The sequence below is a fragment of the Pseudomonas sp. FSL W5-0203 genome (assembly GCF_001896155.1).
Lineage (GTDB): Bacteria > Pseudomonadota > Gammaproteobacteria > Pseudomonadales > Pseudomonadaceae > Aquipseudomonas > Aquipseudomonas paracarnis.
The window spans coordinates 22,026-45,519 of record NZ_MPOR01000043.1 but is presented as its reverse complement, the minus strand read 5'-3'; the positions used below and the strand labels follow the sequence as shown (position 1 = coordinate 45,519).

At 60.8% G+C, this 23,494-nt stretch carries 22 protein-coding genes; 5 read left to right on the top strand and 17 right to left on the bottom strand.

What is annotated here, in order from left to right; all coding sequences use genetic code 11:
* Positions 1-204 precede the first annotated feature (204 nt).
* The 4 genes from BOP96_RS25285 to BOP96_RS25270 form a co-directional block, all read right to left on the bottom strand.
* Positions 205-1,656 (bottom strand): efflux transporter outer membrane subunit, encoded by a 1,452-nt coding sequence (locus BOP96_RS25285; RefSeq protein ID WP_032901662.1) that lies wholly within the window; start codon positions 1,654-1,656, stop codon positions 205-207.
* Positions 1,653-4,829 carry an efflux RND transporter permease subunit gene (locus BOP96_RS25280; RefSeq protein WP_073454314.1) on the bottom strand — a complete coding sequence of 1,059 codons (3,177 nt, stop codon included), beginning with the start codon at positions 4,827-4,829 and terminating at the stop codon, positions 1,653-1,655. Before BOP96_RS25280 ends, BOP96_RS25285 begins: the two co-directional genes overlap by 4 nt.
* A complete protein-coding gene (locus BOP96_RS25275; protein ID WP_014718755.1) occupies positions 4,826-5,992 on the bottom strand; it encodes an efflux RND transporter periplasmic adaptor subunit in 1,167 nt (388 codons plus the stop codon). The genes BOP96_RS25280 and BOP96_RS25275 overlap by 4 nt, the downstream gene beginning before the upstream one ends.
* Positions 5,993-6,306: 314 nt before the next feature.
* Positions 6,307-6,744, bottom strand: coding sequence for a DUF3995 domain-containing protein (locus BOP96_RS25270; protein WP_014718756.1), 438 nt, complete (start codon positions 6,742-6,744; stop codon positions 6,307-6,309).
* Between the two features lie 93 nt (positions 6,745-6,837).
* Between BOP96_RS25270 and BOP96_RS25265 the strand changes: the two genes are divergently transcribed.
* Both BOP96_RS25265 and BOP96_RS25260 read left to right on the top strand, forming a co-directional pair.
* The gene (locus tag BOP96_RS25265; RefSeq protein WP_014718757.1) at positions 6,838-7,227 is read left to right on the top strand and encodes a DUF2946 domain-containing protein; all 390 of its coding nucleotides are present in this window, start codon (positions 6,838-6,840) and stop codon (positions 7,225-7,227) included.
* Between the two features lie 92 nt (positions 7,228-7,319).
* Positions 7,320-9,446: a TonB-dependent receptor gene (locus tag BOP96_RS25260; protein WP_073454312.1), complete on the top strand. Its 2,127-nt coding sequence runs from the start codon at positions 7,320-7,322 to the stop codon at positions 9,444-9,446.
* A gap of 157 nt (positions 9,447-9,603) precedes the next feature.
* Here BOP96_RS25260 and BOP96_RS25255 read toward each other — a convergent pair whose 3' ends face one another.
* Positions 9,604-10,611 (bottom strand): ABC transporter substrate-binding protein, encoded by a 1,008-nt coding sequence (locus BOP96_RS25255; protein WP_014718759.1) that lies wholly within the window; start codon positions 10,609-10,611, stop codon positions 9,604-9,606.
* A gap of 131 nt (positions 10,612-10,742) precedes the next feature.
* Positions 10,743-11,192 carry a hypothetical protein gene (locus tag BOP96_RS25250; protein ID WP_175563015.1) on the bottom strand — a complete coding sequence of 150 codons (450 nt, stop codon included), beginning with the start codon at positions 11,190-11,192 and terminating at the stop codon, positions 10,743-10,745.
* A 395-nt stretch (positions 11,193-11,587) separates the two neighbouring features.
* On the opposite strand from BOP96_RS25250, the gene BOP96_RS25245 reads away from it, so the two are divergent.
* The 3 genes from BOP96_RS25245 (at position 11,588) to BOP96_RS25235 (ending at position 12,516) form a co-directional block, all read left to right on the top strand.
* Positions 11,588-11,863, top strand: coding sequence for a hypothetical protein (locus BOP96_RS25245; RefSeq protein WP_032872432.1), 276 nt, complete (start codon positions 11,588-11,590; stop codon positions 11,861-11,863).
* Between the two features lie 110 nt (positions 11,864-11,973).
* Positions 11,974-12,204 (top strand): hypothetical protein, encoded by a 231-nt coding sequence (locus BOP96_RS25240; protein WP_014718762.1) that lies wholly within the window; start codon positions 11,974-11,976, stop codon positions 12,202-12,204.
* A 69-nt stretch (positions 12,205-12,273) separates the two neighbouring features.
* The gene (locus BOP96_RS25235) at positions 12,274-12,516 is read left to right on the top strand and encodes a DUF2789 domain-containing protein (protein ID WP_014718763.1); all 243 of its coding nucleotides are present in this window, start codon (positions 12,274-12,276) and stop codon (positions 12,514-12,516) included.
* 1 nt (position 12,517) lies between these two features.
* On the opposite strand, the gene BOP96_RS25230 is transcribed toward BOP96_RS25235, so the two are convergent.
* The 11 genes from BOP96_RS25230 to iolB form a co-directional block, all read right to left on the bottom strand.
* Complete coding sequence (locus BOP96_RS25230) at positions 12,518-12,721, bottom strand: hypothetical protein (protein WP_014718764.1); 204 nt, start codon at positions 12,719-12,721, stop codon at positions 12,518-12,520.
* A 158-nt stretch (positions 12,722-12,879) separates the two neighbouring features.
* Positions 12,880-13,284, bottom strand: a complete 405-nt coding sequence (locus BOP96_RS25225) for a TraR/DksA family transcriptional regulator (RefSeq protein ID WP_003191666.1) — start codon at positions 13,282-13,284, stop codon at positions 12,880-12,882.
* A 407-nt stretch (positions 13,285-13,691) separates the two neighbouring features.
* Entirely contained in the window at positions 13,692-14,714 is a 1,023-nt protein-coding gene (locus BOP96_RS25220; RefSeq protein WP_003191668.1) for an ABC transporter permease, read from the bottom strand.
* 26 nt (positions 14,715-14,740) lie between these two features.
* Positions 14,741-16,294 (bottom strand): sugar ABC transporter ATP-binding protein, encoded by a 1,554-nt coding sequence (locus BOP96_RS25215; protein ID WP_014718765.1) that lies wholly within the window; start codon positions 16,292-16,294, stop codon positions 14,741-14,743.
* A 65-nt stretch (positions 16,295-16,359) separates the two neighbouring features.
* Positions 16,360-17,295 (bottom strand): sugar ABC transporter substrate-binding protein, encoded by a 936-nt coding sequence (locus BOP96_RS25210; RefSeq protein ID WP_014718766.1) that lies wholly within the window; start codon positions 17,293-17,295, stop codon positions 16,360-16,362.
* Between the two features lie 49 nt (positions 17,296-17,344).
* Entirely contained in the window at positions 17,345-17,521 is a 177-nt protein-coding gene (locus tag BOP96_RS30195; protein ID WP_003191673.1) for a hypothetical protein, read from the bottom strand.
* A gap of 126 nt (positions 17,522-17,647) precedes the next feature.
* A complete protein-coding gene (locus BOP96_RS25205) occupies positions 17,648-18,676 on the bottom strand; it encodes a Gfo/Idh/MocA family protein (protein WP_032901667.1) in 1,029 nt (342 codons plus the stop codon).
* 69 nt (positions 18,677-18,745) lie between these two features.
* Entirely contained in the window at positions 18,746-19,756 is a 1,011-nt protein-coding gene (locus tag BOP96_RS25200; protein ID WP_014718768.1) for a Gfo/Idh/MocA family protein, read from the bottom strand.
* A 19-nt stretch (positions 19,757-19,775) separates the two neighbouring features.
* On the bottom strand, positions 19,776-21,707 hold the full coding sequence (gene iolD / locus BOP96_RS25195) for a 3D-(3,5/4)-trihydroxycyclohexane-1,2-dione acylhydrolase (decyclizing) (protein WP_014718769.1): 1,932 nt from the start codon (positions 21,705-21,707) through the stop codon (positions 19,776-19,778).
* A 149-nt stretch (positions 21,708-21,856) separates the two neighbouring features.
* Complete coding sequence (locus BOP96_RS25190; protein WP_073454308.1) at positions 21,857-22,678, bottom strand: TIM barrel protein; 822 nt, start codon at positions 22,676-22,678, stop codon at positions 21,857-21,859.
* Between the two features lie 26 nt (positions 22,679-22,704).
* Positions 22,705-23,493, bottom strand: a complete 789-nt coding sequence (gene iolB / locus BOP96_RS25185; RefSeq protein ID WP_014718771.1) for a 5-deoxy-glucuronate isomerase — start codon at positions 23,491-23,493, stop codon at positions 22,705-22,707.
* Position 23,494 lies beyond the last annotated feature (1 nt).

Below are 23,494 nucleotides of genomic sequence, written 5' to 3'. Positions count from 1 at the left end.
CTTTTCAAAAGTGAGCCGCTGTAAAAGCGGAACCCTAAGTGGCCGTTACCGCAGGAATGGATATGTACTCGGTATAACTGTATCGACTGTCAGGCCGCTATCGCAGGCAAGCCAGCTCCCACAGTTGGATCGTTGGGGTGTCGGGTAGATAGGCGTCGGCTGGCGGGCCGCCTTCGCAGGCAAGCCAGCGCCCACAGGTCCACGTTAGCGCAACACCGTGGCCCCCTTGCACGCCTGCCCCGCCCTCTCACAGATCTCCCACCCACCACCCAGCGCCTTATAGATCCCCACCACCGCCAAGCGCTGTTCCGTGCGCGCCGCCGTCAATGCCCGGCGGCTGGTGAAGTCCGCGCGTTCGGCCTCAAGCACATCCAGGTACACACCCTCACCTTGCGCAAACCGCTCGCGCGCAAAGCTGGCTGCCTCACGGTTGGCGGCCGCCTCCAACAACCGCAAGCCCAGGGCGTTGCCGGCCGTACGGTTGGCCTGGAACGCATCATCGGTTTCCTGCAGGGCTCGCAACACGGTCTGGTCATAAGCGATCAATGCCGCCTGGGTGCGTGCCTCGCTGGCGGCAATCCGCGCTCGTACGCGCCCGGTGTCCAGCAACGACCAGCGAATCACCGGCGCGATAAAGTTCGACTGCATGCCCGCATCGCCCAGGGCGCTGAGACTTCCGGCCAGTAAACCGATGGAACCCTGCACCTGGATGTCCGGATACAAGCCAGCGGTTTCCACACCAATCTGCGCGGTCGCAGCCGCCAGCGTGCGTTCGGCCGCGGCAATATCGGCGCGACGCGCCAGCAGGCCGGCCGGGTCTCCCACCTGCAACGTGCGCAGGTTCAAGGTTTCACGCCCAGGCCGGGCCAGCGGTGGCTTGAACCCCTGGGGCGCTTGCCCCAGCAGCACCGCCAGCGCGTTGGTTGACTTGGCGCGACGTCGCTCCAGGTCAGGCGCTACCGCCTCGACATTGCGCAACAAGGCCTCGGCCCGCAGCCGGTCGAATTCGGTGGCGGCGCCGACGCTGACCATCTGCCCCACCAGGCCCAGGCTGTCGCGCTGGCTCTGACTGATATCCGCGACCACCGCCTGTTCGGCTTCGATCCCTTGTAACTCGAACCAGGTTGCCGCGACCGTCGCCGCGACGCTCGCTTGCACGCTGCGCAGCAATGCCTGACGCGACCCCGCCTGGGCCTGGGCCGCCTCCACCGAGCGACGCACGCGGCCAAACAAGTCGATTTCCCAGGCTGCATCCACCGCCGCGCGGGTAGTTTCAATAGAGCGCTGCTCGCCGAAGGGAGTCTCGACCTCGCTACGCTGGCGGTGCTCGTAGCCCAGGGCAGCGCCGCCGCTGGGCAGGAAGCCTTGGCGGCTTTCGCGCAGCAACGCCTTGGCTTCGTCCAGGCGCGCGGCAGCGATGCCGATGTCGTGGTTGGCCGCCAGTGCCTGTTGGATCAATTGGCTCAGTGCCGGCTCGTCGAACACTTGCCACCACTGCACCTCTACCTCACCCGGACCAAGCCCGGCGATGGGCGCGCCGAAGCTCGTCGCCCGCTGCGCAGCAGGCAGCACCGGCGCGGAGTAATCAGGCCCAACCGAGCCGCAACCGGCCAGCAGGGTCAACGACAACAGAAAAGCTGGATACGCCTGTTTCATGATGCGCTCTCCTTTAGCTGCACCTTCGGACTCGCCCCCTGGCGCTGCACGCGCAGCGCCAGGCTGCGCATCACCACATAGAACACGGGCGTCAGGAACAGACCGAACAGCGTCACGCCCAACATCCCGGCAAACACCGCAACCCCCATGGCATGGCGCATCTCGGCGCCTGCCCCACTGGCAAATACCAGCGGGACTACGCCGGCGATAAACGCCAGGGACGTCATCAGGATCGGGCGCAGGCGCAATTGACAGGCGTGGATCACCGCTTCCAATGGGCTGGCGCCTTCGGCTTCGAGGCTGCGGGCAAACTCGACGATCAGGATGGCGTTCTTGGCCGCCAAGCCCACCAGCACCACCAACCCGATCTGCACGAACACGTTGTTGTCGCCCTCCACCAGCCACACGCCGAGGATTGCGCTGAGCAGGCACATGGGCACGATCAGCAACACCGCCAACGGCAGCAGCCAACTGTTGTACTGCGCGGCGAGGATCAGATACGCCAGCAATACACACAGCGGGAAAATAAACAGGGCCGATGACCCGGCGAGCTTTTGCTGGTAGGTCAGGTCTGTCCATTCATAGGTCACGCCCTCGGGCAGTACCTCCTGGGCCAGGCGTTCCATGAGCGCAACCGCCTGCCCTGAGCTGACCCCAGGCATCGCGCCGCCAGAGATATCCGCCGAGGGATAGCCGTTGTAGTGGATCACCCGGTCAGGCCCGGAGCTCGGCGTGACCGTGACAAACGCTGATAACGGCAGCATGTCCCCGACGGCATTGCGCACCTGCAGACGGCCGATGGCTTCGGCTTGCATGCGATGGTCCGCATCGGCCTGGGCCGTGACTTTGTAGGTGCGGCCAAACCGGTTGAAGTCATTGACGTACAGCGACCCCAGATAGACCTGCAGCGACTCGAACACATCCGCCAGGCGCACGCCCTGGCTCTTGACCTGGGTGCGGTCGATGTCGACATTCAGTTGCGGCGCATTGACGTCCAGGCTGGTCATCAGCCCGGCCACTTGGCCTGACTCAGTGGCTTTGGTCATCAGGACCTGGGTCTGCTGCACCAGCGCCTCAAGCCCGACGCCGCCACGGTCCTCGACCTGCAGCTTGAAGCCCCCGGTCACCCCGAGCCCCGGCACCGGTGGCGGCGGGAACACGCCGAGGAAGCCGTCGGGGATGCTCGCAAACTTGGCTTGCAGACGCCCGGCGATGGCGACCGCCGCCATATCCGGCGAGGTGCGCTCTTTGAACGGATCAAGCATCACAAACATCACCGCCGCATTCGGGACGTTGACGAAGCCGTTGACCGACAGCCCCGGGAACGCCACGACGCTCTCGACCCCCGGCTCATCCAGGGCGATTTTCGACATTTGCCGCACCACCGCATCGGTACGCTCCAACGAGGCCGCGTTCGGCAGTTGGGCGATGCCGACCAGGTAGTATTTGTCTTGCATCGGCACGAAGCCGGCCGGTACCGCGTTGAAGCCGAACCAGGTCAACGCGAGCAAACCGCCGTAAGCCAACAGCGCCACGCCGCGACGGCCGACGACCTTGCGCACGGTATTGCCATAGGCTTGTGGCGCTCGCTGAAACGGCCGGCCCAGCACCTCAAGCAGCCGCGTGGCGCGACCACGCAGGCTGCGCGGGTCATGCACCAAGGCCGCATCCCGTTGCCGCAGCAACAGGCCGGCCAGCGCCGGGCTGAGGGTCAACGAGTTGACCGCCGAGAGGATGGTGGAAATCGCGATGGTCAGCGCAAATTGCCGATAGAACTCGCCTTGCAGGCCACTGAGAAACGCGGTGGGAATGAACACGGCCGCCAGCACCGAGGTGATCGCAATGATAGGGCCGGTGACCTCGCCCATCGCCCGTCGCGCAGCCTGCATCGGCTCCTCGCCGTTCTCGATATGCCGCTCGACGTTCTCCACCACCACGATGGCATCGTCGACCACGATGCCAATCGACAGCACCAGGCCAAACAGCGATAAGGTATTGAGGGAGAAGCCCATCAGGTGCATGACCGCAAAGGTGCCAATGATCGACACCGGCACGGCCATCAAAGGAATCAGCGACGCACGCCAGTTGCGCAGGAACACCACCACCACGATCACCACCAGCAGGATCGCTTCCATCAGCGTGATGGCCACCGACTCCAGCGAAGCGCGCACAAACACGGTGGGGTCATAGGCAATCCGCGACACCAGCCCCTCGGGGAAGTTGGTTTGCAGACGCTGCATGGTCTCGCGCACCGACTGCGCCACATCGAGGGCATTGGCCCCTGGGCTCTGGATGATCTGCAAGGCCACCGCCGGCTCGCCGTCCAACAGGCTGCGCAGCGCGTAGGCATCGGCGCCCATCTCGATACGGGCCACATCACGCAGGCGCGTGACCTGGCCGTTATCGCCGGTGCGGATGATGATATCGCCGAACTGCTCTTCGTCCGTCAGGCGCCCGAGGGTATTAACCGTGACTTGGAACGCCGCAGTAGAGTCCGGCGCCTGGCCGACCGAGCCGGCGGCCACTTGCACGTTCTGCTCGCGCACGGCAGCAATCACATCACCGGCGGTCAAGCCTCGGGCGGCGATCAGGTCCGGGTCGAGCCACAGGCGCATGCTGTATTCACCCGCGCCCCACACCAGCACATCGTTGATCCCCGGCAGGCGCGACAACTCATCGCGCACCTGCAGGTAGGCATAGTTGGAGATATAGAGCGGATCATAACGTTGGTCGGGGGACAGCAGGTGGACCACCATGAGGATGTCCGGCGAGGTCTTCTGCGTGACCACGCCCAGGCGCTGCACCTCTTCGGGCAAGCGCGGCAAAGCTCGCGAAACACGGTTCTGCACCTGGATCTGCGCCATGTCCGCGTTGGTGCCCTGGGCGAAGGTCGCGGTCAGGATCATGCGGCCATCGGTGGCCGACTGCGAGGTCATGTAAAGCATGCCCTCGACCCCGGTGATCACCTGTTCCAGCGGCGCTGCCACCGTCTCGGCAATCACCTGCGGGTTGGCCCCCGGATACGACGCGGTCACTTGCACCGTGGGCGGCGTGACGGCCGGGTATTCGCTCAACGGCAAATGGAAGAAGGCCACGATGCCGCCGATCATCATCAACACCGAGAGGACAATGGCGAAGATCGGTCGGTCAATGAAAAAGCGTGGGAAGCTCATTGCACGCCCCCCACCGCCAGCGGCGCCTCAAGCGGCTTGCCCTCGATGCTGGCGGCCAGCGGTGTCACCTGCATGCCGGGGCGCACCAGCCCTTTGACGACAATGCGCTCGCCCGGTTGCAGCCCCTGTTCGATGACCCGCAGGCCGTCGACCACTGGGCCCAGTTCCACCGGGCGGTATTCGGTTTTATCACCCTCACCGACTACCAGCACATAGCGACGGCCCTGGTCGGTGCCGATGGAATGGTCGGCAATCAACACCCGGGGTTGCGCCGCGCCGGTGTCCAGCTTGACCTTGGCGAACAGCCCCGGCGTCAAGCGCCCATCCGGGTTTTCCACCACCGCACGCACGCGCACCGTGCCGGTCTTGCGGTCAGCCGAGTTGGCCAGAAAATCCACGCGACCGGCCCGTGCATAGGTGGTGTCGTTGAGCATCGCCACCATGACCTTGGCGGCTTGTTCGCCCTTGGCCCCGGCGTGTTGCCGCGTCGCTGCCAACGAATGCAGGTAGGTGCGTTCATCCACATCGAAATACACATGCAAGGGGTCGATGGAAACAATCGTGGTCAGCGCTGTTTCCCCACGGGTGACATAGTTGCCTTCCGTCACCAGGGCGCGGTCGATACGCCCGCTGATAGGTGCGGTGACGCGGGTGTAACTCAGGTCCAGTTGGGCCGTATCCAGCGCAGCCCTGGCGGCCTCCACCTGCGCTCTGCCGGCGTTCAACGAAGCAACGGCGGTGTCGAGACGATCACGTGCCACCACCTTCTTGGCATATAACTGCTCGGCACGGCCATGCTCGGCCTGGGCCAGCAACGCATTGGCCTCGGCCTCGCGCAGACGTGCCTTGGCTGCGTTCACTGCCGCCTGGAACATACGCGGATCGATCACAAACAATGGACTGCCCTTGGCCACGAACTGCCCTTCAGGCACGCTGACACTTTGCAGATAGCCACTGACTCGCGGGCGTAATTGAACCTGGTCGATCGCGGTCAACGAACCGGTGTACTCCACAAACGGCGTCACCGCACGCGCCACCACCTGGGCTACCGGCACGCCAGGGGGCTTGGCGGCCGCGGCTGGCGGTGAATTGTCTGAGCATCCGCCCAGCGTCAACGCTACGGCCAACACCCCGGTGATCAGGCTGACTGGTTTGGTGTACATCGTTCACCCTCCTTGGAATTTTCAAGACAAACCGACACGTAGGTTTTTATCCGGCTTGCCATACTGGGAAGGTCAAGCGCTATAAAACCGGGGGTGTGTTTTGTCTGGGAAATACTTGGAGGTGAATCAAATGGCGGCCAGCGTGGCTTGGTGGCGCTCGGGGTTACCTGTCGAACGCGGCTGAAGGTGGGAGCTGGCTTGCCTGCGAAGGGATCGACCCGGTTTGGTTGATAGACCGAGGTGCCTGCATCGCAGGCAAACCAGCTCCCACCTTTGGATTGCGCGGTGTCAGCCTGGTATCTGTGGGCTCAGGCTCAGGTCCAGGCGACTACCAGCAAGCCGGCGCCCAACACCAGGCACAACGGCGAATAGAAGTAGGTGTCCAGACGAGCGAACCGCGACCCGCCGACCTTCTTGAAGAACCCCACCAGCTCCGAATCCCCTATCGCTCGGGCAAACATCAGCACGGCAATCGCGCTGATGCCCCACTGCAACGCCCCATGGGACACCGGCGAGAAATACAGCCCGGCGCGCAGGCACACAAGCAAGGCAATCGCCACCAGCCCCATCGCCACCAGAAAAGTGCCCAGCGCCGACGGTTTGAACGCCGGCCTGGGCCCGCTGGCAAACTCTCCGGGCAGTTGCGGGATAGCGGCCAGGCTGCCGAGCTTGCCACCCGCAGCCCAATACAGATGCACCATGCTGATGAAGGTAAATACCCCGACGATCCACCGCGCAATCACAAAGCTCATGGTCGGCGCTCCACAAAAATGTGCGAATGAGGATAGCCGCCCTGAGTTTTTTTGCAGGCATTTCGTCGGTCGCTGATGATAAAGTGCCGCCCCATGAAACTTGCCCGTGCCGACCGTTCACTCATTGCCTGGATGCTCTACTGCTGCGTCCTGTTCAATGTGTTCGCCTGCAGTATTGGTCATGGGCAAAGGGTGGGGATGCAGCTCAACGGCATCAGCGGCCAGTTCTGTACGGTCGACCCACGTACCCAGGCGCCGCTGCCCAGCAACTCGACGGACGAGAACCTGCCAACGCTGTCGAAGGCGTTTGGTTGCCCGCTGTGTTCTACCGGCGGCATGGGCCCGGCGCTCAACTCCCACCTGAATGTGGCGGTCCTGCCGCAACCCCATGCACCGCCTGCTGCGGTGGTGCTTGCCGCTGACATCCCTGCCCGCTTCACCTGGCCTGCGGCTAATCCGCGCGCGCCACCTGCCCTTGCCTGATCCCTGCGCTTACTGATCTGCATCGCCCCGTTTCCGTCAGGAGTACGGGTAGCAGTGCGTTGTTTTCGAGCCAAGTTTTCAGGATTCCAACCATGAAACATTTACCCCTGCTGGCGGGCCTGTTCGGCTGCCTGCCTGTTTGCGCCTCGGCCCTTGAGTTGGCCCCGACCACCATTGACGGCGAGCAAAGTGCCGAGCCTGGGCTGGCCCTGGACCAATCCAGCGGCATGGCCTCGCGCCTGGGCCTGAGCGTGCGGGAAACCCCGGCGTCAGTGGCCATCGCCAACCGCAACGATATCGAGCGCCACGGCGCCAAGACCTTCCGCGATGCGGCCAATACCCTTCCCGGTGTCAACGCCAGCGCCCCGCCCGGTTTTGGCGGTTTTGTCTCGTACCGAGGGTTTACCAGTAGCCAGATCACCCAGATGTTCAACGGCATCAATGTCGCCACGGGCCTGGCGCGGCCGGTGGATGCGTGGATCTATGACCGCGTCGAACTGGTAGGCGGCCCCTCCTCCTTGATCAACGGCGCAGGCTCAGTGGGTGGCTCGCTGAACTACGTGACCAAGCTGGCAAACCGCGAGGAACAGGCCATCGAAGGCCAACTGAGCTATGGCAGCTACGACACCGCCGGTCTGGCGTTCGGCCTCAACCATGCGCTGACCGAACCCGGTGCCGAGGTGCAGCATTACGCCCGCCTGGATGTGAGCCGCAACACCAACCACAGCTACATCGACCGCGACCAGCGCGATGCCTGGAGCGTGGCGTTTTCCCTGCTCAGCGACCTCACCCCCAACCTGTCCCACACCCTGGCCCTGGAATATCAGGACGAACATGAAGACAGCCCGTATTGGGGTACGCCGGTGCTCAACCCCAAGGCCGGTGAACTGAAGATCGACAAGCACAACCGCTTCAATAACTACAACGTTGCCGACGGCCGTTATGAGCAACGCACGATCTGGGCACGTTCAATCATCGACTACCGGATCAACGACAGCACCACACTGAAAAATACCCTCTATCACCTCGACAGCCAGCGCGACTATCGCAACCTGGAGACCTACCAGTACAACGCCGACAACAGCGCGGTGAACCGCTCAACGGCCTATCAGGTGCGGCATCAGGGCGAGCAGAACGGCAACCAGTTCGAACTGCGCCATGACACGAGCGTGTTCGGCCTTGCCACCACTTGGTCGGGTGGTTTTGAGTACAAGGTCAACAGCACCACCAACAGCCCCTTGAACGTGCCGGGCAAAAGTACCGTGGACCCTAACCACTACGACCCAGGGCACTTCTATGATATTCCCGGTACCCAGCCAGGTTTCGTCAAGGACAAGACCAACCAAGTAACCACCAAGGCACTGTTCGTGGAAAACCGTCTGGGACTGACGGATAAGCTCTCGCTGCTGACCGGCCTGCGCTATGACGCCATCGACCTGGACGTGACCAACCACAGCACCATCACCGCCACCAACCCACGGCACTTCAAGCGCAGTTGGGAGCCGCTAACGGGCCGGGTGGGCCTGACCTATCAGTTCATCCCGTCCGCCAACGTCTATGTGCAATACAGCACCGCCGTCGAACAGCCCAATACCACCACCCAAGTGTTCGACGTGTCCACGGGCAAGCAATGGGAAATCGGCAGCAAGTTCGATTACCTGGAAGGTCGGGGCTCCGCCACGGTCGCCGCCTACAAGATCGAACGCAAGGACTTTGCCGTCACCGACCCGCTGGACCCGACCAACAGCATCCCGGTGGGCGCGCAGTCGTCCAAGGGCATCGAACTGGCCAGCTCGTTGCGCATCACGCCGAAGCTATTGGCCGAAGGCAACTTCGCCTGGGTAGACGCGCAGTACGATGAGTTCAACGAGAAAATCGCCAGCGGCTCGGTGGTGTCGCGTAAGGGCAATACGCCGACCAACGTGCCCAAGCGCGTGGGTAGCCTATGGCTGACCTACGATTTTGCCGAGGATTGGCAAGGTGGGGTGGATGCGCGGTATGTCGCCCAGGTGTACGCGGACAATGCCAATACCCAGACCGTACCGGCCTATACGCTGTTCGGCACCTTCCTGCGCTATAAGCTGGATGCGAACACCTCGGTAACCGGGCGCGTGCGTAACCTGACTAACGAGGTGTACGCGGAGTTTGCCCATGTGTCGCCGGCGTATTATCTGGGGTCACCGAGGACCTTTGAGCTGGCCGTACACACCAAGTTCTAACGCTGCAACGACCGTTGACTTGAAATGCAATTGAATGTGGGAGCTGGCTTGCCTGCGATAGCGGTGGGTCAGCATAAAAATATGTTGTCTGACACTCAGTCATCTCAGGCAAGCCAGCTCCCACATCTTGATCTTCGCTCGATACAAAGACCGCCGGTTACTGGAGGCTCGCCTCGATCTTCTGCGCCACATCTTCCGTCAACCAGGCCTTCCATACCTGCGGATGTTCCTTGAGAAACGCCTGGGCCACCTCCCGAGGCGGCGTGTGGTGCTCGCTCATCGTCGCCAAGGCTTTGTTAAGCGGCTCGATGGGAAACTCGACCTTCTCGAAGAACTGGGCAATCTGTGGATGTTCCTGCTGGAACGGCGTCGACACGCCAATGCTCAGCTTGGAAGCCAATGAGCGTGTCGGCTTCGGGTTCGGGTTGTCTGCGTCAGTCAGGGTCTTCCACGCATCTGCATCAAATGGCGGTTCTTCCAGCTGGATCAATTTATAGCGCCCCATCAACGGGGTCGGCGACCAGTAATAGAACAGCACGGGCTTGCCCCGGCGAATCGACGAGGCAATCTCCGCATCCAGCGCCGCCCCCGAACCGCTGCGGAAGTTCACGTAGCTGTCGTCCAGCCCATAAGCCTTGAGCTTCTGTTTGTTGACCACCTCGGAGGTCCAGCCGATGGGGCTGTTGAGAAAGCGCCCCTTGCCTGGGGACTCCGGGTCTTTGAACACGTCCTTGTAGCGCGCCAGGTCCTGTACGCTTTTCAAATCTGGTGCCAGGGGTTTGAGTCCTTTGGAGGGGTCACCCTTGACCACGTATTCCGGCACCCACCAGCCTTCGGTAGCGCCTTTGACGATATCGCCCAGGCCCGCCACCTTGCCTTCGGCTTGCGCCTTGACCCACACAGGGCTGCGGCCTGCCCACTCCTCGCCGATCACCTGGATATCATTCTTGGCCAGGGCGGTTTCCAGGGTGATGGTGGTGCCAGGCAACGTGTCGGTGGGCAGGTCATAGCCCTTCTCGACGATAAAACGCAGTACTTCTGTGATCAGGCTGCCGCTTTCCCAGTTCAGGTCGGCAAAATGCACCGGCGCCTGGGCGGCCGATACCGGCAATGACAGACTCAGGGTCGTCAGGCCCATCGCCAGCAGTGACTTCAATCCTTTCATGCCTTTGCACCTCGCGTTTTCGCAGTCATGGCGAACGGCTTTGCTGCAAATGCGCGAAGCCTCTGAATAGTTAAGTCAACTCAACTGTAGTAGAGGTTCCAAAAGACAAAGAGGCACAACATGTTCAGCGCCTACTCGCTGGCCTTGAAGGTCACCAGCTCACCCTTGCGCCATTTGGCGACTTTGCCCGTCACGGCTTTCAGGGTTTTGGTCAACCCTTCTTGCAATTGATCGTGGGCAGCGAATACCAGCATCACGCTGTGGCCTTCCTTGAACACGATACCCTGGCCTTCGTTCGACGACACAAAGGCATAGTCGCCGATGCCGTACACAGTCAACTTGATATCGCGAAACCTCAATTCGAACTTTCCACCTTCACGGCTGGGCAACACCGCCGCGCGAAAATGGTCACCCACTTTGAGTTCCAGACGTGGCTTGTCATCCACGACCAGCGCCGTTTCGGTATCGATCTCGGCGATATAAATACCTTCCGGCGTCTGTTCAGTGACGTAGACAAACCGGGATTGAAACTGCTTGACCAACTTTGCGCGCAAATCACCCAGCACGAATAACGCGTGCATATCCAGATTACTGACTGCCAAGGAAACGCCCCCACATCAAAAAAGCACTGGCCGCCAAAGCGAACAGCACAAAAAAATGGCCGTTACGACACGATACAGAGTCATTAAAAAACTGAAGAGAACTCGTAAGGCTAGTACAAACCTCAACGGCGGACCTCATGCGGAGTCAACCGTGATACAGCAAATCACAGGTTCAACGACCCGAGAATACGGGTCTGCCGACTTCAGAGAATAACCCAATTAAAAATGCAGTTTTCCGACATCCCAACACAAAAAAACATCTGGGCATGGAACCAGTCACGAACTACCGACGACAATACTAGAACAGCAACCAGGGTGAAAACCACCCGAAACATCGCAGACAAGCTAACCGGATCGATCGACAGGAGCTGAGCATGCAACGACGTCAACACGACGCTACGTCTTTCCACACTCGTTCACCATGTCCCGACGAACAGCAATACTACTGCCTGCTGAACCTGAATGGGTACTCCAATTCAGTGCTTTACCAAGTTGTACCCGCAGGAAAGAACTTTTTTCATATTCTTGAAGTGCCCAGCGGCAAGATCAAGGGGTTTCGCAGCGATCACATCAAAGCCTGCGAACTGGCCAAGTCCCTTGAAGCCAAGCTATACGCCTCAGGCGGCGGAATCGTTTCGTCGCCTGGATGACTTTACCGCGCCACTGCCCCTCAACAACTGCCATACTGGCCTGTCCATGGAAGTTTGCCCCCCGCGGGTCAGGTTTCATCAACGCAGTTACCTTGAAGGGAAAGCCATACGTGACGGAATTTGATATTGGCGAATTTATTATCCACGGCGATGCGAGAGAAGTAGACGGTGAGTTTCAAGCGGTCATCATCATGCGAGCCAAACCACCGCTGAACAAGGTCACCGCGCACCAAGTGGAAAAAGACCGCTGGTTCAAAACCGCCGACGCAGCAGCCGTCGCTGGCAAAGAGGCGGCCAAGGCACTGAAAGCCGCCGTGGATTGCGGCGCGCTCAATTCCTGACAATCCGATAGAACTCTGGCGTCCCCCAAGCCCTCACATGCATGACGATAAACCCGCATGGAGAACGTTATGGACACCACGACCCCAACCCTTGAAACCCTGTTCGAACAACTGGGCCTGGATTCCAGCCAGGAAGCCATCGAACGTTTCACCGCCGAACATCGCCTGCCCGATGAGGTAAAACTCATCGACGCGCCATTCTGGAGCGAACAGCAGGCGAACTTCCTCAGGGAACAATTGCACGTCGACGCAGAGTGGGCGCCCGCAGTGGATGACCTCAATGCGCTGCTGCATGAACGTCCCCACGGTTGATTCAATGCAGGCTGTCTGACTCTTCACTGCGTAACAGCGCTTGCCAGGCAGCCTGGCATTCCTGCGCCTCGTCCCGGCTGGCGAACGCGGTGCCGCGTTGCTCACCGTTGAGCAACACCACCCAGCAGGCGCGCTGGCCCAGGGCACGAAGGGTTTCAGGCACGCCACTGCCGATCATCACGGCCACATCGACTTTGTTTTGCATGGAGCTTCTCCGCAGCATTAGTTAGCTGGCTAACAATGTTGGCCATGCTACGGTTTTATTCCAGTTGGAAAAAGCTATCTGCGGAATAGCTTCATTGCATAAACAGCAACAATGTAGAGACGGGGACGGCCAGCTCGAGTGCCGCCCCATTCATCAGATCAAGCTTGACGCTGGTGCTTGTCGATCTGCTCGTGGCGCTCTTGCGCTTCGATGCAGTACTTGGTGGTGGGGCTGATCAGCAGGCGCTTGAGGCCGATAGGCTCGCCGCTGTCGTCACACCAGCCAAAGGAATCTTCCTTGATGCGTTCCAGGGCACGCTCAAGTTGCGGCAGCATGCGCTGGTCGCGGTCAATGGCGTTCACCAGCCAGGTGCGCTCTTCTTCGACAGAAGCCGCGTCAGCCGGGTCGGCCGGGGTGTCCAGGCTTTCAATGGCGATACGGTTCTGCTCAATGCGCTCGTGGTGTTCCACCTTCATGTCTTGCAGCAACTTCTCGAAAAAAGCGTGCTGTTCGGCATTCATGTAGTCATCCGCCGGCATGGCCAGCAACTTTTCCTTTGTCATTGATTTCTCTATAAAAAATACGTGCATTAAGGCGAATAAGGGAGCGTTCCGCAAGGCCTGTGCAGGTCTCGGAAGGGCGCCGTCCATTTCAAGCGCCACCCGGCACTCAATTTACGAGGGGCGGCAGTCTAAGGCCGACTTGAGGGCGCAGCAACTGAAAAGACAGGCATTTTTTCCCGATTAACCCCCAAAGGCACCAGGACGGGCTTGGCGAATGGTCATCGGAGTGCGTTTATAGCAAGAAATTCAGTGTTGTGGAGCTATATAGAAGACAAACGGTTGAAAGTGCCTCATCCCCTGTAGGAGCGAGCTTGCTCGCAAAGAACTCAAGGACACCGCGTTCAGTCAGAAAGCCCGCGTTATCTTTGCAGCTTTTGCGAGCAAGCTCGCTCCTACAGGGCAGGAACTCAGCGCTTGAGCTTGCGCTTGTTGCGGTATTGGTCGATCACCACCGCCACCACAATGATCAGGCCCTTGATGATGTCCTGGATATACGCATCCACCCCGACAAAGGTAAACCCGCTGGCCATCACCCCGAGGATCAACGCGCCGATCACCGTGCCGGTGATGCGCCCTACTCCACCGGCCAGGCTGGTACCGCCGATCACTGCGGCGGCAATCGCGTCCAGCTCGTAGGACATGCCCATGCCGGCTTGCCCCGTCGCTGCACGTGCCGAGGCAACCACACCGGCCAGGCCCGCCAGGAGACCGGCGATGCTATAGACGATGATCAAGTGACGCTTGACGTTGATCCCCGAAGTGCGCGCCGCTTGCATGTTGCCGCCGATGGCATAGGTGTACTTGCCGTACTTGGTGTAACGCAGGGCAATGTGGAAGATCACCGCCACCACCAGGAAGATAATCACCGGCATCGCGCCATGGCCGATCGCCGTGTAGGAGTCCGAGAGCATGCTCACCGGCTGACCTTCGGTGTAATAGCGCGCCAGGCCACGGGCCGAGACCATCATGCCCAGGGTTGCGATAAACGGCGGAATGCCGGTGACCGCAATAATGCTGCCGTTGATCGCGCCCGCTAAAAGCCCCACGCCCAAGCCCATCGCCACCGGGATCCACACCGGCAAATCGGTGAGGGACGGAAACACCGCCCGGGAAAAGTCGGAGGTCTGCGCCAGGCTGGCGGCGATCATCGCTGACAAGGCCAGCACCGAGCCGGACGACAAATCGATGCCCGTGGTAATGATCACCTGGGTCACACCGATGGCCAGCAGGCCGATGATCGACACCTGCAGGATCATCAGCACCAGACGCTGGGAGTTCATTAGAAAGCTCTGGTCGCGCACGATCCAGCCAAACAGTTCAAACACCAGGCCGATACCGATCAGCACCAGGAAGATACTCAGCTCGGTGGGCATGCGTCGACGGTTCTTGACCGGTGCGGTTGCCGGCTTGTTGTCTGTTATTGCGTTCATAACCCATCACCTTCTTATTCTGTAGATCAGTGGACTGCGGTCATCCCGGAAGCCAACTGCATGACTTTTTCCTGGGTCGCCTCGGCGCGGTCCAGGGTGCCCATCAGTTCACCTTCGTGCATTACCATCACCCGGTCGCTCATGCCGAGCACTTCGGGCAGTTCGGAAGAAATCATGATCACCGCCATGCCCTCGCTGGCGAGGAAGGCGATCAAGCGATAGATCTCAGCCTTGGCGCCCACATCGATACCACGCGTCGGCTCATCGAGGATCAGCAAGCGTGGGTTGGTCATCAGCCAGCGCGCCAGCAAGGCCTTTTGCTGGTTGCCACCGGACAAGGTGTCGATGCATTGCTCCAGGGACGGGGTTTTCACCCGCAGCTTCTTGCACATGTCTTCACACAGGGCACGCAAGGCCTTCTGCTGGATAAAACCGTTACCCGAATAGTGCGGCAACACCGCCATCTCCATGTTCTCCAGCACCGACAGGCACGGGAACAGGCCGCTGAGCTTGCGGTCCTCGGTCAACAGCGCAAAGCCTTTCTCAATGGCCATATGCGGGTCGGTAATGCGCACCGCCTTGCCGTCCAGGGTGATTTGCCCGCTGGAACTTGGAGTGATACCAAAAATGGTTTCCGCCACATTGGTGCGCCCGGAGCCCATCAGCCCGGCGATCCCGAGGATCTCCCCGGCGTGCAGGTCGAACGATACGTCCTTGAATACGCCGTCCAGGCTCAGGTCGCGCACCGACAGTAACAGCTCGCCAATAGGCGTTTCGCGCACCGGGAACAGCTGGCTCAATTCACGCCCGACCATCATCGAGATGAGGCTGTCGCTGTTCATGCTGTCGGCCCGTTGCAAGCCGATGTATTGGCCGTCGCGGAACACCGCCACTTCATCGGCGATGGCGAACACTTCGTTCATCTTGTGGGTGATGTAGACGATGCCTTTGCCCTGGGACTTGAGGTCGGCAATGATCGAAAACAGGTGGGCCACTTCCTTGTCGGTAATGGCCGAGGTGGGTTCATCCATGATCAGGATGTCGGAGTCGTAGGACACTGCCTTGGCAATCTCGACCATCTGCCGTTCGGCAATGCTCAGGTTGCCGACCTGTTCTTCCGGGTCGAGGTTGATGCGCAGGCGCGCCAGCAACTCGGCGGTGCAACGGTGCATTTCGCGGTGGTTGACCATGTGCAGGCTGTTGAGCTGTTCGCGGCCGATCCAGATGTTCTCGGCGATGCTCATATGGGGCATCAGGTTGAGTTCCTGGTGGATCATCGCGATCCCGGCCTTTTGCGCGGCCAGCGGCGTTTCAAAGGTGATCGGCTTGCCACGCAGGCGAATCTCGCCGGCGTCGGGCTGGTAGATGCCGGCAATGATCTTCATCAGCGTCGACTTACCCGCGCCGTTCTCGCCCATCAACGCCAGCACCGTGCCGGGGCGCACCCGCAGTTGCACATCGTCCAGGGCCACGACACCGGGAAAGCCTTTGCTAATGTTGAGGATTTCCAGCAGGTAGGGTTCGTCCAGAGCCAGCGCCGGTTGAGCGGCGGGCTGCGACGTGGCGGCTTGAGCAAGCATAGGGAGGTACTCCATCTGCAGGACGGCCGTAACCGCCCTGCCGGCTTATTGTTGTGGTGTCAGGGCTACTTGAAGTCTTTGACGTTGTCCGGGGTGATCAACTGGAACGGGATCACCACGTTCTGCTCGACCGGCTCGTTCTTGGCCATCTTGCGCGCCGCCTCTACCGACCCCACCGCCTGGCCTTTGGCATCCTGGAACGCCGACACGGTCATGTCGCCCTTGGTGATCGCGTTCAAGCCATCGGGCGTGCCGTCGACACCGGCAATCAACACGCTGCCTTTTTCCTTGCCGGCCGATCTCAGGGCCATGGACGCACCGATCGCCATCTCATCGTTGTTGGCCAGCACCGCATTGAACTCCCGGCCCTGGGTCAGCCAGTCGTTGACCAGGGTCATGCCCCTGTCACGCAGCCAAATGCCGGTTTGTTCCTGCTCGATCTTGATGTCCGGGTACTTGGCCAGCACTTCCTTCACGCCCTTGGTGCGGTTGGTGGTGGAGTTGTTCGCCAGGTCGCCCAAAAGAATCACGATCTTGCCCTTGCCGCCGAGCTTTTCGGCGATGTACTGCATTTGCAGGCGGCCGGCCTCGACGTCATCGGAGGTCACGGCCACCACGTCCTTGGGCAAGTCTTTCTGGTCAGGACGGCGGTTGACGAACACCAGCGGGATACCCGCCTTGGTGGCGGCACTGATGATGTTCTTGGTCGACGCGGTATCGACCGGGTTGACGATAATCGCGTCGACCTTCTGGCTGATGAAGTTCTCGACCTGGCTCAACTGCTTGACCACATCGGCGCGGGCATCTTCGAACTGCAGTTGCACGCCATCGCCTTTTGGATAGGACTTGGCTTGCTTGTCCATGTCCTCGCGCAGGTAAGTGAGGAAGGTGTCATCGAACGCGGACATCGTCACGCCCACCTTGAGGTCGGCGGCGCCGGCAACGCCACTGGCCAGCAGCATGGACAGGGCCAGGGCGGTAAAACGGATCGGGGTCTTCATGAACGGTCTGTCTCCACTTTCTTGTTGGTTTTTTTCGACGTTGCGTTGATCAGGACTCGGCTGTCAGTCGCACCACCGGCGCGCCAGGAATGCAGCACACCAGCGCGCCCTGGTTTTCGACGCACAGCACATTCAGGAAGGAGAAGTAGAACGGCCGGGCGCGGGGCAGTCCGCGTGGCGCTTGGAGGGGGCGTAAAACTCGCAGTACAGCGTTGAAGATTTTCATCTGACGGTACCTGGTTGTTTTTGATCTTGTTTTTGTTGAGTCGCCCGTAGGTTCCGGGACGTACTTTATGCAACCTGGAAAAGACTGTATTAGAAAATAATTTCCATATCAACTTATTTTAGAATTTTATTCTATTTTTGTCGAGACCACCTGCTGGCGCTCAGCGCTCAACCGTGCGGCATCCAATATACGGGTGGTTTCCAGGGCGTCATAGGCGTTGACCGGCAGCGGCCCCTGCCCCACCACGGCCGCTTGCAACTGCCGATAGAATTGGGGCCAGCAGCCCTTCTCCGACGGCACCCGCTCACGCTCCGACCCTTGTTCGAACCAGCCCCAGCGTCGGTGCTCCTCAGCGCCCCAGTGGTCACCTTCGGTTTTCGGCGACTTGCCGGCCAGCAGCACTTCTTCTTGGCCGTCCAGGCCGTCGATGGTGTAGCAACCCAGGCTGCCACTGACGCGAAATCGCGGCGCCTGGCTGTTCTGCAACGCGTTGCCCCACAGGTGCGATATCACGCCGTTGGCATGAGTGAGGGAGACAAAGAAGCCGTGGTCCACGGTGGGATGTTCTGGTGTGTAGTGCAATTGGGCGAACACCCGCTCCACCGGTCCGAACAGTTGCAACGCCTGGTCCACCAGATGGCTGCCCAGGTCGCGCAGCCATCCTCCACCGCTGGCATTGCCCACAGCTTGCGGGCTGTAGCGCTCCACGCGGGATTCAAAGCGGGTGATGGTGCCCAAGGCGCCAGCGTCGATCAGTTTGCGCAGGGTCAGGTAATCCGAATCCCAGCGCCGATTCTGATAAACACTGAGCAACGAGCCCTGACGCTCGGCAGCGGTAATCAGGGCCTGGGCTTGTTCGGCGTTGGCGGCAAAGGGCTTGTCGCTGACCACCGCCACCCCGTGCTCGATGGCTTCCAGCACCAAGGCCGGGCGACCTTTGAGGGTGGTGGAAATCACCAGGGCATCGACGCCGGCTTCGACGATCTGGCCGATGGAGTCGAAGGCTTTGACACCTGGAAGATCAGTACTCAATTGCTGGCGACGTTCGGGTGAACGCGTCACCACGCCGACAAAGGTGGCGCCAGGCAGGGTGGCGATCAGCGGCGCATGAAAAAAGCGCCCACCGTGGCCGTAGCCCACTAGTCCGATTCGCATGCTCAACTCCAGAATTGATTTGGGAACCCAAGCCAGCTCCCACAGTGTTAACCACATTTCTTCAGTGAGTTAGCCGTAGAAGTGTGGGCGATCTGGCAGGCTGACTTTCACAATCTGCCCACTGCCCTGGGCTTCAATACACGCATCTGCCGCCACCGCCGCCGCAAACCCATCCCAGGCCGACGGCCCGCCGACCTGCCCGGCCAGCACGCTGTCGATAAATGCCTGCAACTCCACGTCATAGGCACCGATAAACCTATCCTTCCAATCCATCAGGATCGCGTTGGACAGCTTCGCGTCGCTGCGCAGTTGCACCTGAGATGGCTCCGGCAACTTGGCGATACCGCTCTCCCCCACCACCTCACACTGGATGTCGTAGCCGTATTGGCAGTTCACAAACACTTCCACGTCGATACGCGTGCCTTTGGCAGTTTCCAGCAGCACGATCTGTGGGTCGCGCAGGTGCGCCAACGCCTTGCTCGTCTTGCGCGGGAACACCACCTGCACGGACACGTAGTCGTCGTTGAGCAGCCAACGCAGCACGTCCAGCTCATGGATCAGGGTATCGGTGATCGCCATGCCGGTGTTGTAGTTCTCGCCCACCGTGGGGTTACGGTGCGCGCAGTGCAGCATTAACGGCTCGCCAATCTGGCCGCTGTCGATCACCGCCTTGAGGGCGCGGTAGCCTTGATCATAAGGGCGCATGAAGCCCACCTGGACCAGACGCTTACCGTGTGCCACTTCGGCCTCGACAATGTTGCGGCAGCCCTCGGCCGTCACCGCCAGCGGTTTTTCACAGAACACCGGTTTGCCGGCGGCGATGGCGGCCAGTACGAACTCTTCGTGGCTGGGGCCCCACGAGGTCACGAGGATCGCTTCGACCTCCGGCGAATTGATCAGCGTATGACCATCCGGATACACCTCGGCATCCAGTTTCAAGTCCGCCACCACCTGGGCCGCCTGCTCAAGGTTGATATCAGTGACCGCCACCACCTGGCTGTTGAGCAGGGTCTGGCTGCAACGACGAATATGGTCCCGGCCAATGGCGCCCGTACCAATCACTCCAAGCTTCAAAGACATGCAAACACTCCTCTTGTTGTTAGTACTGCCGGGCCTTGGCCAGGTGTTCATTGAGTTTTTTTGCCGCTGCATTCGTGCGTTCACTGGTGGACACTTGCGCCACACCCACCCGCCACCACGACAGGTAGCCGTGGATCATGGTCTTGGGCAGCACCTTGATATCGATCAGGGTCGAGACGGTTTGCGTGCGCGCATCGGCCAGGGCCGCTTCCAGCTGCTCTACCGTGCTGACCTTGTAGGTCTTGCAGCCATAGGCCGCCGCACTCATGGCGAAATCCACCGGCACCAGGCCGCCGTCGAGCTTGCCGCTCTCGGGGTTACGAAAGCGGAACTCCGTACCGAAGCTGTCCATGCCGTTGCCGATCTGCAGGTTGTTGATGCAACCGAACGCCATGTTGTCCAACAGCACCACGTTGATCTTGCGGCGCTCCTGGATCGAGGTGGCCAGCTCCGAGTGCAGCATCATGTAGGAGCCATCGCCAACCAGGGCGTACACCTCCTTGCTTGGCTCGGCCAGCTTCACGCCCAGGGCAGCGTTGATCTCGTAGCCCATGCATGAATAGCCATATTCGACGTGGTAGGTGTTGACGCCCTTGCTGCGCCAGGCACGCTGCAAATCGCCGGGCAGGCTGCCGGCGGCAGCCACGATGATTGCGTCATCGGCCAGGCGTGCATTGAGCACGCCGAGCACCGCGCTTTGGGTCAGGCACGAACCGGTCAGCTCGATGAATTCCCGCAGGACGGCACGGTCCAGGTGGTCGTCGACTTCGGGGACAAACTCATCGCCCTGGTAGTGCACCTGATGCACGCGGTCCACTTCGGCGTCGAGTTGCGCCTTCGCGTCAGCGACCTGTCCGCCCCAGCCCGAACGGTAATCGCCCAGGGCATCGGCCAATGCTTCAAGCGCAACTTTCGCATCGGCCAGCACTTGCACACCGTCCAGCTTCAACGCATCGCAGGGGCTGATATTGAGGTTGAGAAACTTCACCTCGGGGTGCTTGAACAGCGATTTTGACGAGGTGGTGAAGTCGGTATAACGAGTGCCGATGCCAATAATCAGGTCGGCCTCAGGCGCCAGCAGGTTAGCCGCCAGGCAGCCGGTTTCGCCGATGCCGCCGACGTTCAACGGATGGCTGGAAACCACGACGCTCTTGCCCGCCTGAGTTTCCGCGAAAGGAATATCGAAACGCTCGGCAAAGGCTTGCAGTGCCTGGTTGGCGCCGGAGTACTTGACCCCGCCGCCGCAAATGATCAGCGGCTTGCGCTTGCCGCGAAACGCAGCCAGCGCGTCACCGATCATGGCGCTGGTGGCCGGGCGTCGGTCGATGCGGTGCACGCGTTTTTGCAGGAAATAGTCGGGGTAGTCCCAGGCTTCGGCTTGTACATCCTGGGGCAAGGCCAGGGTCACCGCGCCGGTTTCAGCCGGGTCGGTCAGCACGCGCATGGCATGGATCGCCGCGGTCATCAGTTGCTCCGGGCGGTTGATGCGGTCCCAGTATTTGCTTACGGAGCGGAAGGCGTCGTTGGTACTGATGCTCAGGTCGTGGAATTGCTCGATCTGCTGCAACACCGGGTCGGGCTGGCGGCTGGCATAGACATCACCGGGCAGCAACAGCAACGGGATGCGGTTAGCGGTGGCGGTGGCTGCGGCGGTGAGCATATTGGCCGCGCCCGGCCCGACCGAGGCCGTGCATGCATAGATCTTGCGGCGCAGGTGCTGCTTGGCAAACCCGATGGCGGCATGGGCCATGCCTTGTTCGTTGCGGCCCTGGTGCACCACCAAGTCGCCGCTGTCCTGCTCCAGGGCCTGGCCGAGGCCCAACACATTGCCATGCCCGAAAATAGTGAATACCCCGGCGACGAACTTACTCTGTACGCCATCGACCTCGATGTATTGATTATCCAGAAACTTCACCAGGGCCTGGGCCATGGTCAATCTTGTTGTGGTCATCACTTGCACCTTGTGTGACTGCAATTGAAGTGTTCAACACCGATCCACTGTGGGAGCTGGCTTGCCTGCGATAACGGTCTATCAGTTGCACATGTATTGCCTGACACACCGCTATCGCAGGCAAGCCAGCTCCCACATTTTTGATCGCGTTATGGCAAGGGCTTTTGCAAATACGCCATGCTGCTGCCCAACGCCTGCTGGATATCCGCCAACCCGTGCACGCTTTCGGCAAACGGTTCGAACGACAGATAGCCGCTGTAGCCAGTGCTGAGCAAGGTGTCGATCTGCGCCGCATTCCCGAGGATATCGTCCTCGCCCACCAGCACGCGGTGGCCGTCGCGGATCGAGTCCAGCGGCGCCTCGCGGTCTTCCACCCCGGAGATGTGCACCAGCCCGGTCAGTTCCGGGAAGAACTCATGCTCGCCGGCCAGGTGATGGTGAAAGGTGTCGTGCACCACACGAAACACATCCAGGCCACCGATGGCCTTGATGGCATCCACTGCCACGCGCTTGCGGCGCAGGGCGGATACGGTGAAGCCCAGGGGCTCGATGAAACCCAGAATCCCGTACTCGCGCAGGATCAACGCCAGCTCGCTCAACGCCGTGCGCAAACCGGCGGCGCGCTGCGCGTCGTTGCGCGTATCACCAGGCTGATTGAACGGGCACATCACCAGGCCCTGGGCCCCGCACTCACGGGCGTAGGTGGCCAGTTCGATTGCCTGGGCACGGCGTTCGTCGTTCCACACATCAAAGGGGTACAGCGCGTTGATCGACAACACCTTGATGCCCTGCGCGGCGCACAACTCACGCACGCGGCTGGCGGACATGCCGTATTCGATCTCGCGGTTCTTGAGGTCGTTGCGGATCTCGATGGCATCGCACTGAAGGGCTTTGGCCAACTGGATAAAATCCGCCAGGGGCAAATCAGGCGCGACCATACGGTTAAGGGCAAAACGTAGCGGCGACTTCATTGTTGTTGTTCTCCGTCCAAAACCGTTTAAAGGTCCAGCAGCCAGCTGTGCTGCGGGTCGTTATGGAAATGCCAGGCGCGCTTGGGGCCGGCCATGACGTTGAGGTAATAAGACTCGTAGCCGTAAGGCACGCTGACCGGGTGATACCCCTTGGGCACCACCACCAGGTCGCTGTTTTCCACGGCCATGGCCTGGTCGATGCTGCGATCATCCGTGTACACACGCTGGAACACGAAGCCCTGGGGCGGATTGACCTGGTGGTAGTAGGTCTCTTCCAGAAAGCTCTGGTGCGGCAGGTCGTCAGTGTCGTGCTTGTGCGGCGGGTAGCTGGAGGAATGCCCCGACGGCGTGCGCACTTCCACCACCAGCAGCGAATGGGCCGGCTCGCTGTCAGGCAGGATATCGCACACGTAACGGGTATTGGCGCCTTTGCCGCGCACACTGCGCTTGCACTGCTCGGGGCGGATCAAGCGCGGGGCAAAACCCGTAGCACCCGGCGCTGCGCAGACGGCAATCTGCACATCGTTCAGGGCCGTGACTCGGGCGTCAGTGCCCGGCGGCAAATAGGCGGCGAACGGTGACTTGTCTTCGAACACCGACTGGCGATCCCCCAGGTTCTGCCAATTGAAGCCCTCGCCTTCAATATTCACCCGACCGCTGAGCAGCACCAGGCACAGTTCCTGATCGCCCGCACTGACCGGCAGGGTTTCGCCCAGGCTCAGGCGGTAGGCGGCAAAGCCCACATATTCCAGGCGCCCGGCTTCCAGCGCCACCATGGTTTGCCCGCGTTTGCTGCTTTTGACCAACAAGCTCATC

Coding starts and splice junctions, on each gene's coding strand:
- BOP96_RS25250 (WP_175563015.1), bottom strand. CDS start 11,192: ATGCACGCGTTATTCGTGCTGGGTGATTTGCGCGCAAAGTTGGTCAAG.
- BOP96_RS25220 (WP_003191668.1), bottom strand. CDS start 14,714: ATGAACGCAATAACAGACAACAAGCCGGCAACCGCACCGGTCAAGAAC.
- BOP96_RS30195 (WP_003191673.1), bottom strand. CDS start 17,521: ATGAAAATCTTCAACGCTGTACTGCGAGTTTTACGCCCCCTCCAAGCG.
- iolB (WP_014718771.1), bottom strand. CDS start 23,493: ATGAGCTTGTTGGTCAAAAGCAGCAAACGCGGGCAAACCATGGTGGCG.
- BOP96_RS25205 (WP_032901667.1), bottom strand. CDS start 18,676: ATGCGAATCGGACTAGTGGGCTACGGCCACGGTGGGCGCTTTTTTCAT.
- BOP96_RS25200 (WP_014718768.1), bottom strand. CDS start 19,756: ATGTCTTTGAAGCTTGGAGTGATTGGTACGGGCGCCATTGGCCGGGAC.
- BOP96_RS25190 (WP_073454308.1), bottom strand. CDS start 22,678: ATGAAGTCGCCGCTACGTTTTGCCCTTAACCGTATGGTCGCGCCTGAT.
- BOP96_RS25235 (WP_014718763.1), top strand. CDS start 12,274: ATGGACACCACGACCCCAACCCTTGAAACCCTGTTCGAACAACTGGGC.
- BOP96_RS25275 (WP_014718755.1), bottom strand. CDS start 5,992: ATGTACACCAAACCAGTCAGCCTGATCACCGGGGTGTTGGCCGTAGCG.
- BOP96_RS25255 (WP_014718759.1), bottom strand. CDS start 10,611: ATGAAAGGATTGAAGTCACTGCTGGCGATGGGCCTGACGACCCTGAGT.
- BOP96_RS25230 (WP_014718764.1), bottom strand. CDS start 12,721: ATGCAAAACAAAGTCGATGTGGCCGTGATGATCGGCAGTGGCGTGCCT.
- iolD (WP_014718769.1), bottom strand. CDS start 21,707: ATGACCACAACAAGATTGACCATGGCCCAGGCCCTGGTGAAGTTTCTG.
- BOP96_RS25280 (WP_073454314.1), bottom strand. CDS start 4,829: ATGAGCTTCCCACGCTTTTTCATTGACCGACCGATCTTCGCCATTGTC.
- BOP96_RS25270 (WP_014718756.1), bottom strand. CDS start 6,744: ATGAGCTTTGTGATTGCGCGGTGGATCGTCGGGGTATTTACCTTCATC.
- BOP96_RS25260 (WP_073454312.1), top strand. CDS start 7,320: ATGAAACATTTACCCCTGCTGGCGGGCCTGTTCGGCTGCCTGCCTGTT.
- BOP96_RS25225 (WP_003191666.1), bottom strand. CDS start 13,284: ATGACAAAGGAAAAGTTGCTGGCCATGCCGGCGGATGACTACATGAAT.
- BOP96_RS25245 (WP_032872432.1), top strand. CDS start 11,588: ATGCAACGACGTCAACACGACGCTACGTCTTTCCACACTCGTTCACCA.
- BOP96_RS25265 (WP_014718757.1), top strand. CDS start 6,838: ATGAAACTTGCCCGTGCCGACCGTTCACTCATTGCCTGGATGCTCTAC.
- BOP96_RS25285 (WP_032901662.1), bottom strand. CDS start 1,656: ATGAAACAGGCGTATCCAGCTTTTCTGTTGTCGTTGACCCTGCTGGCC.
- BOP96_RS25215 (WP_014718765.1), bottom strand. CDS start 16,294: ATGCTTGCTCAAGCCGCCACGTCGCAGCCCGCCGCTCAACCGGCGCTG.
- BOP96_RS25210 (WP_014718766.1), bottom strand. CDS start 17,295: ATGAAGACCCCGATCCGTTTTACCGCCCTGGCCCTGTCCATGCTGCTG.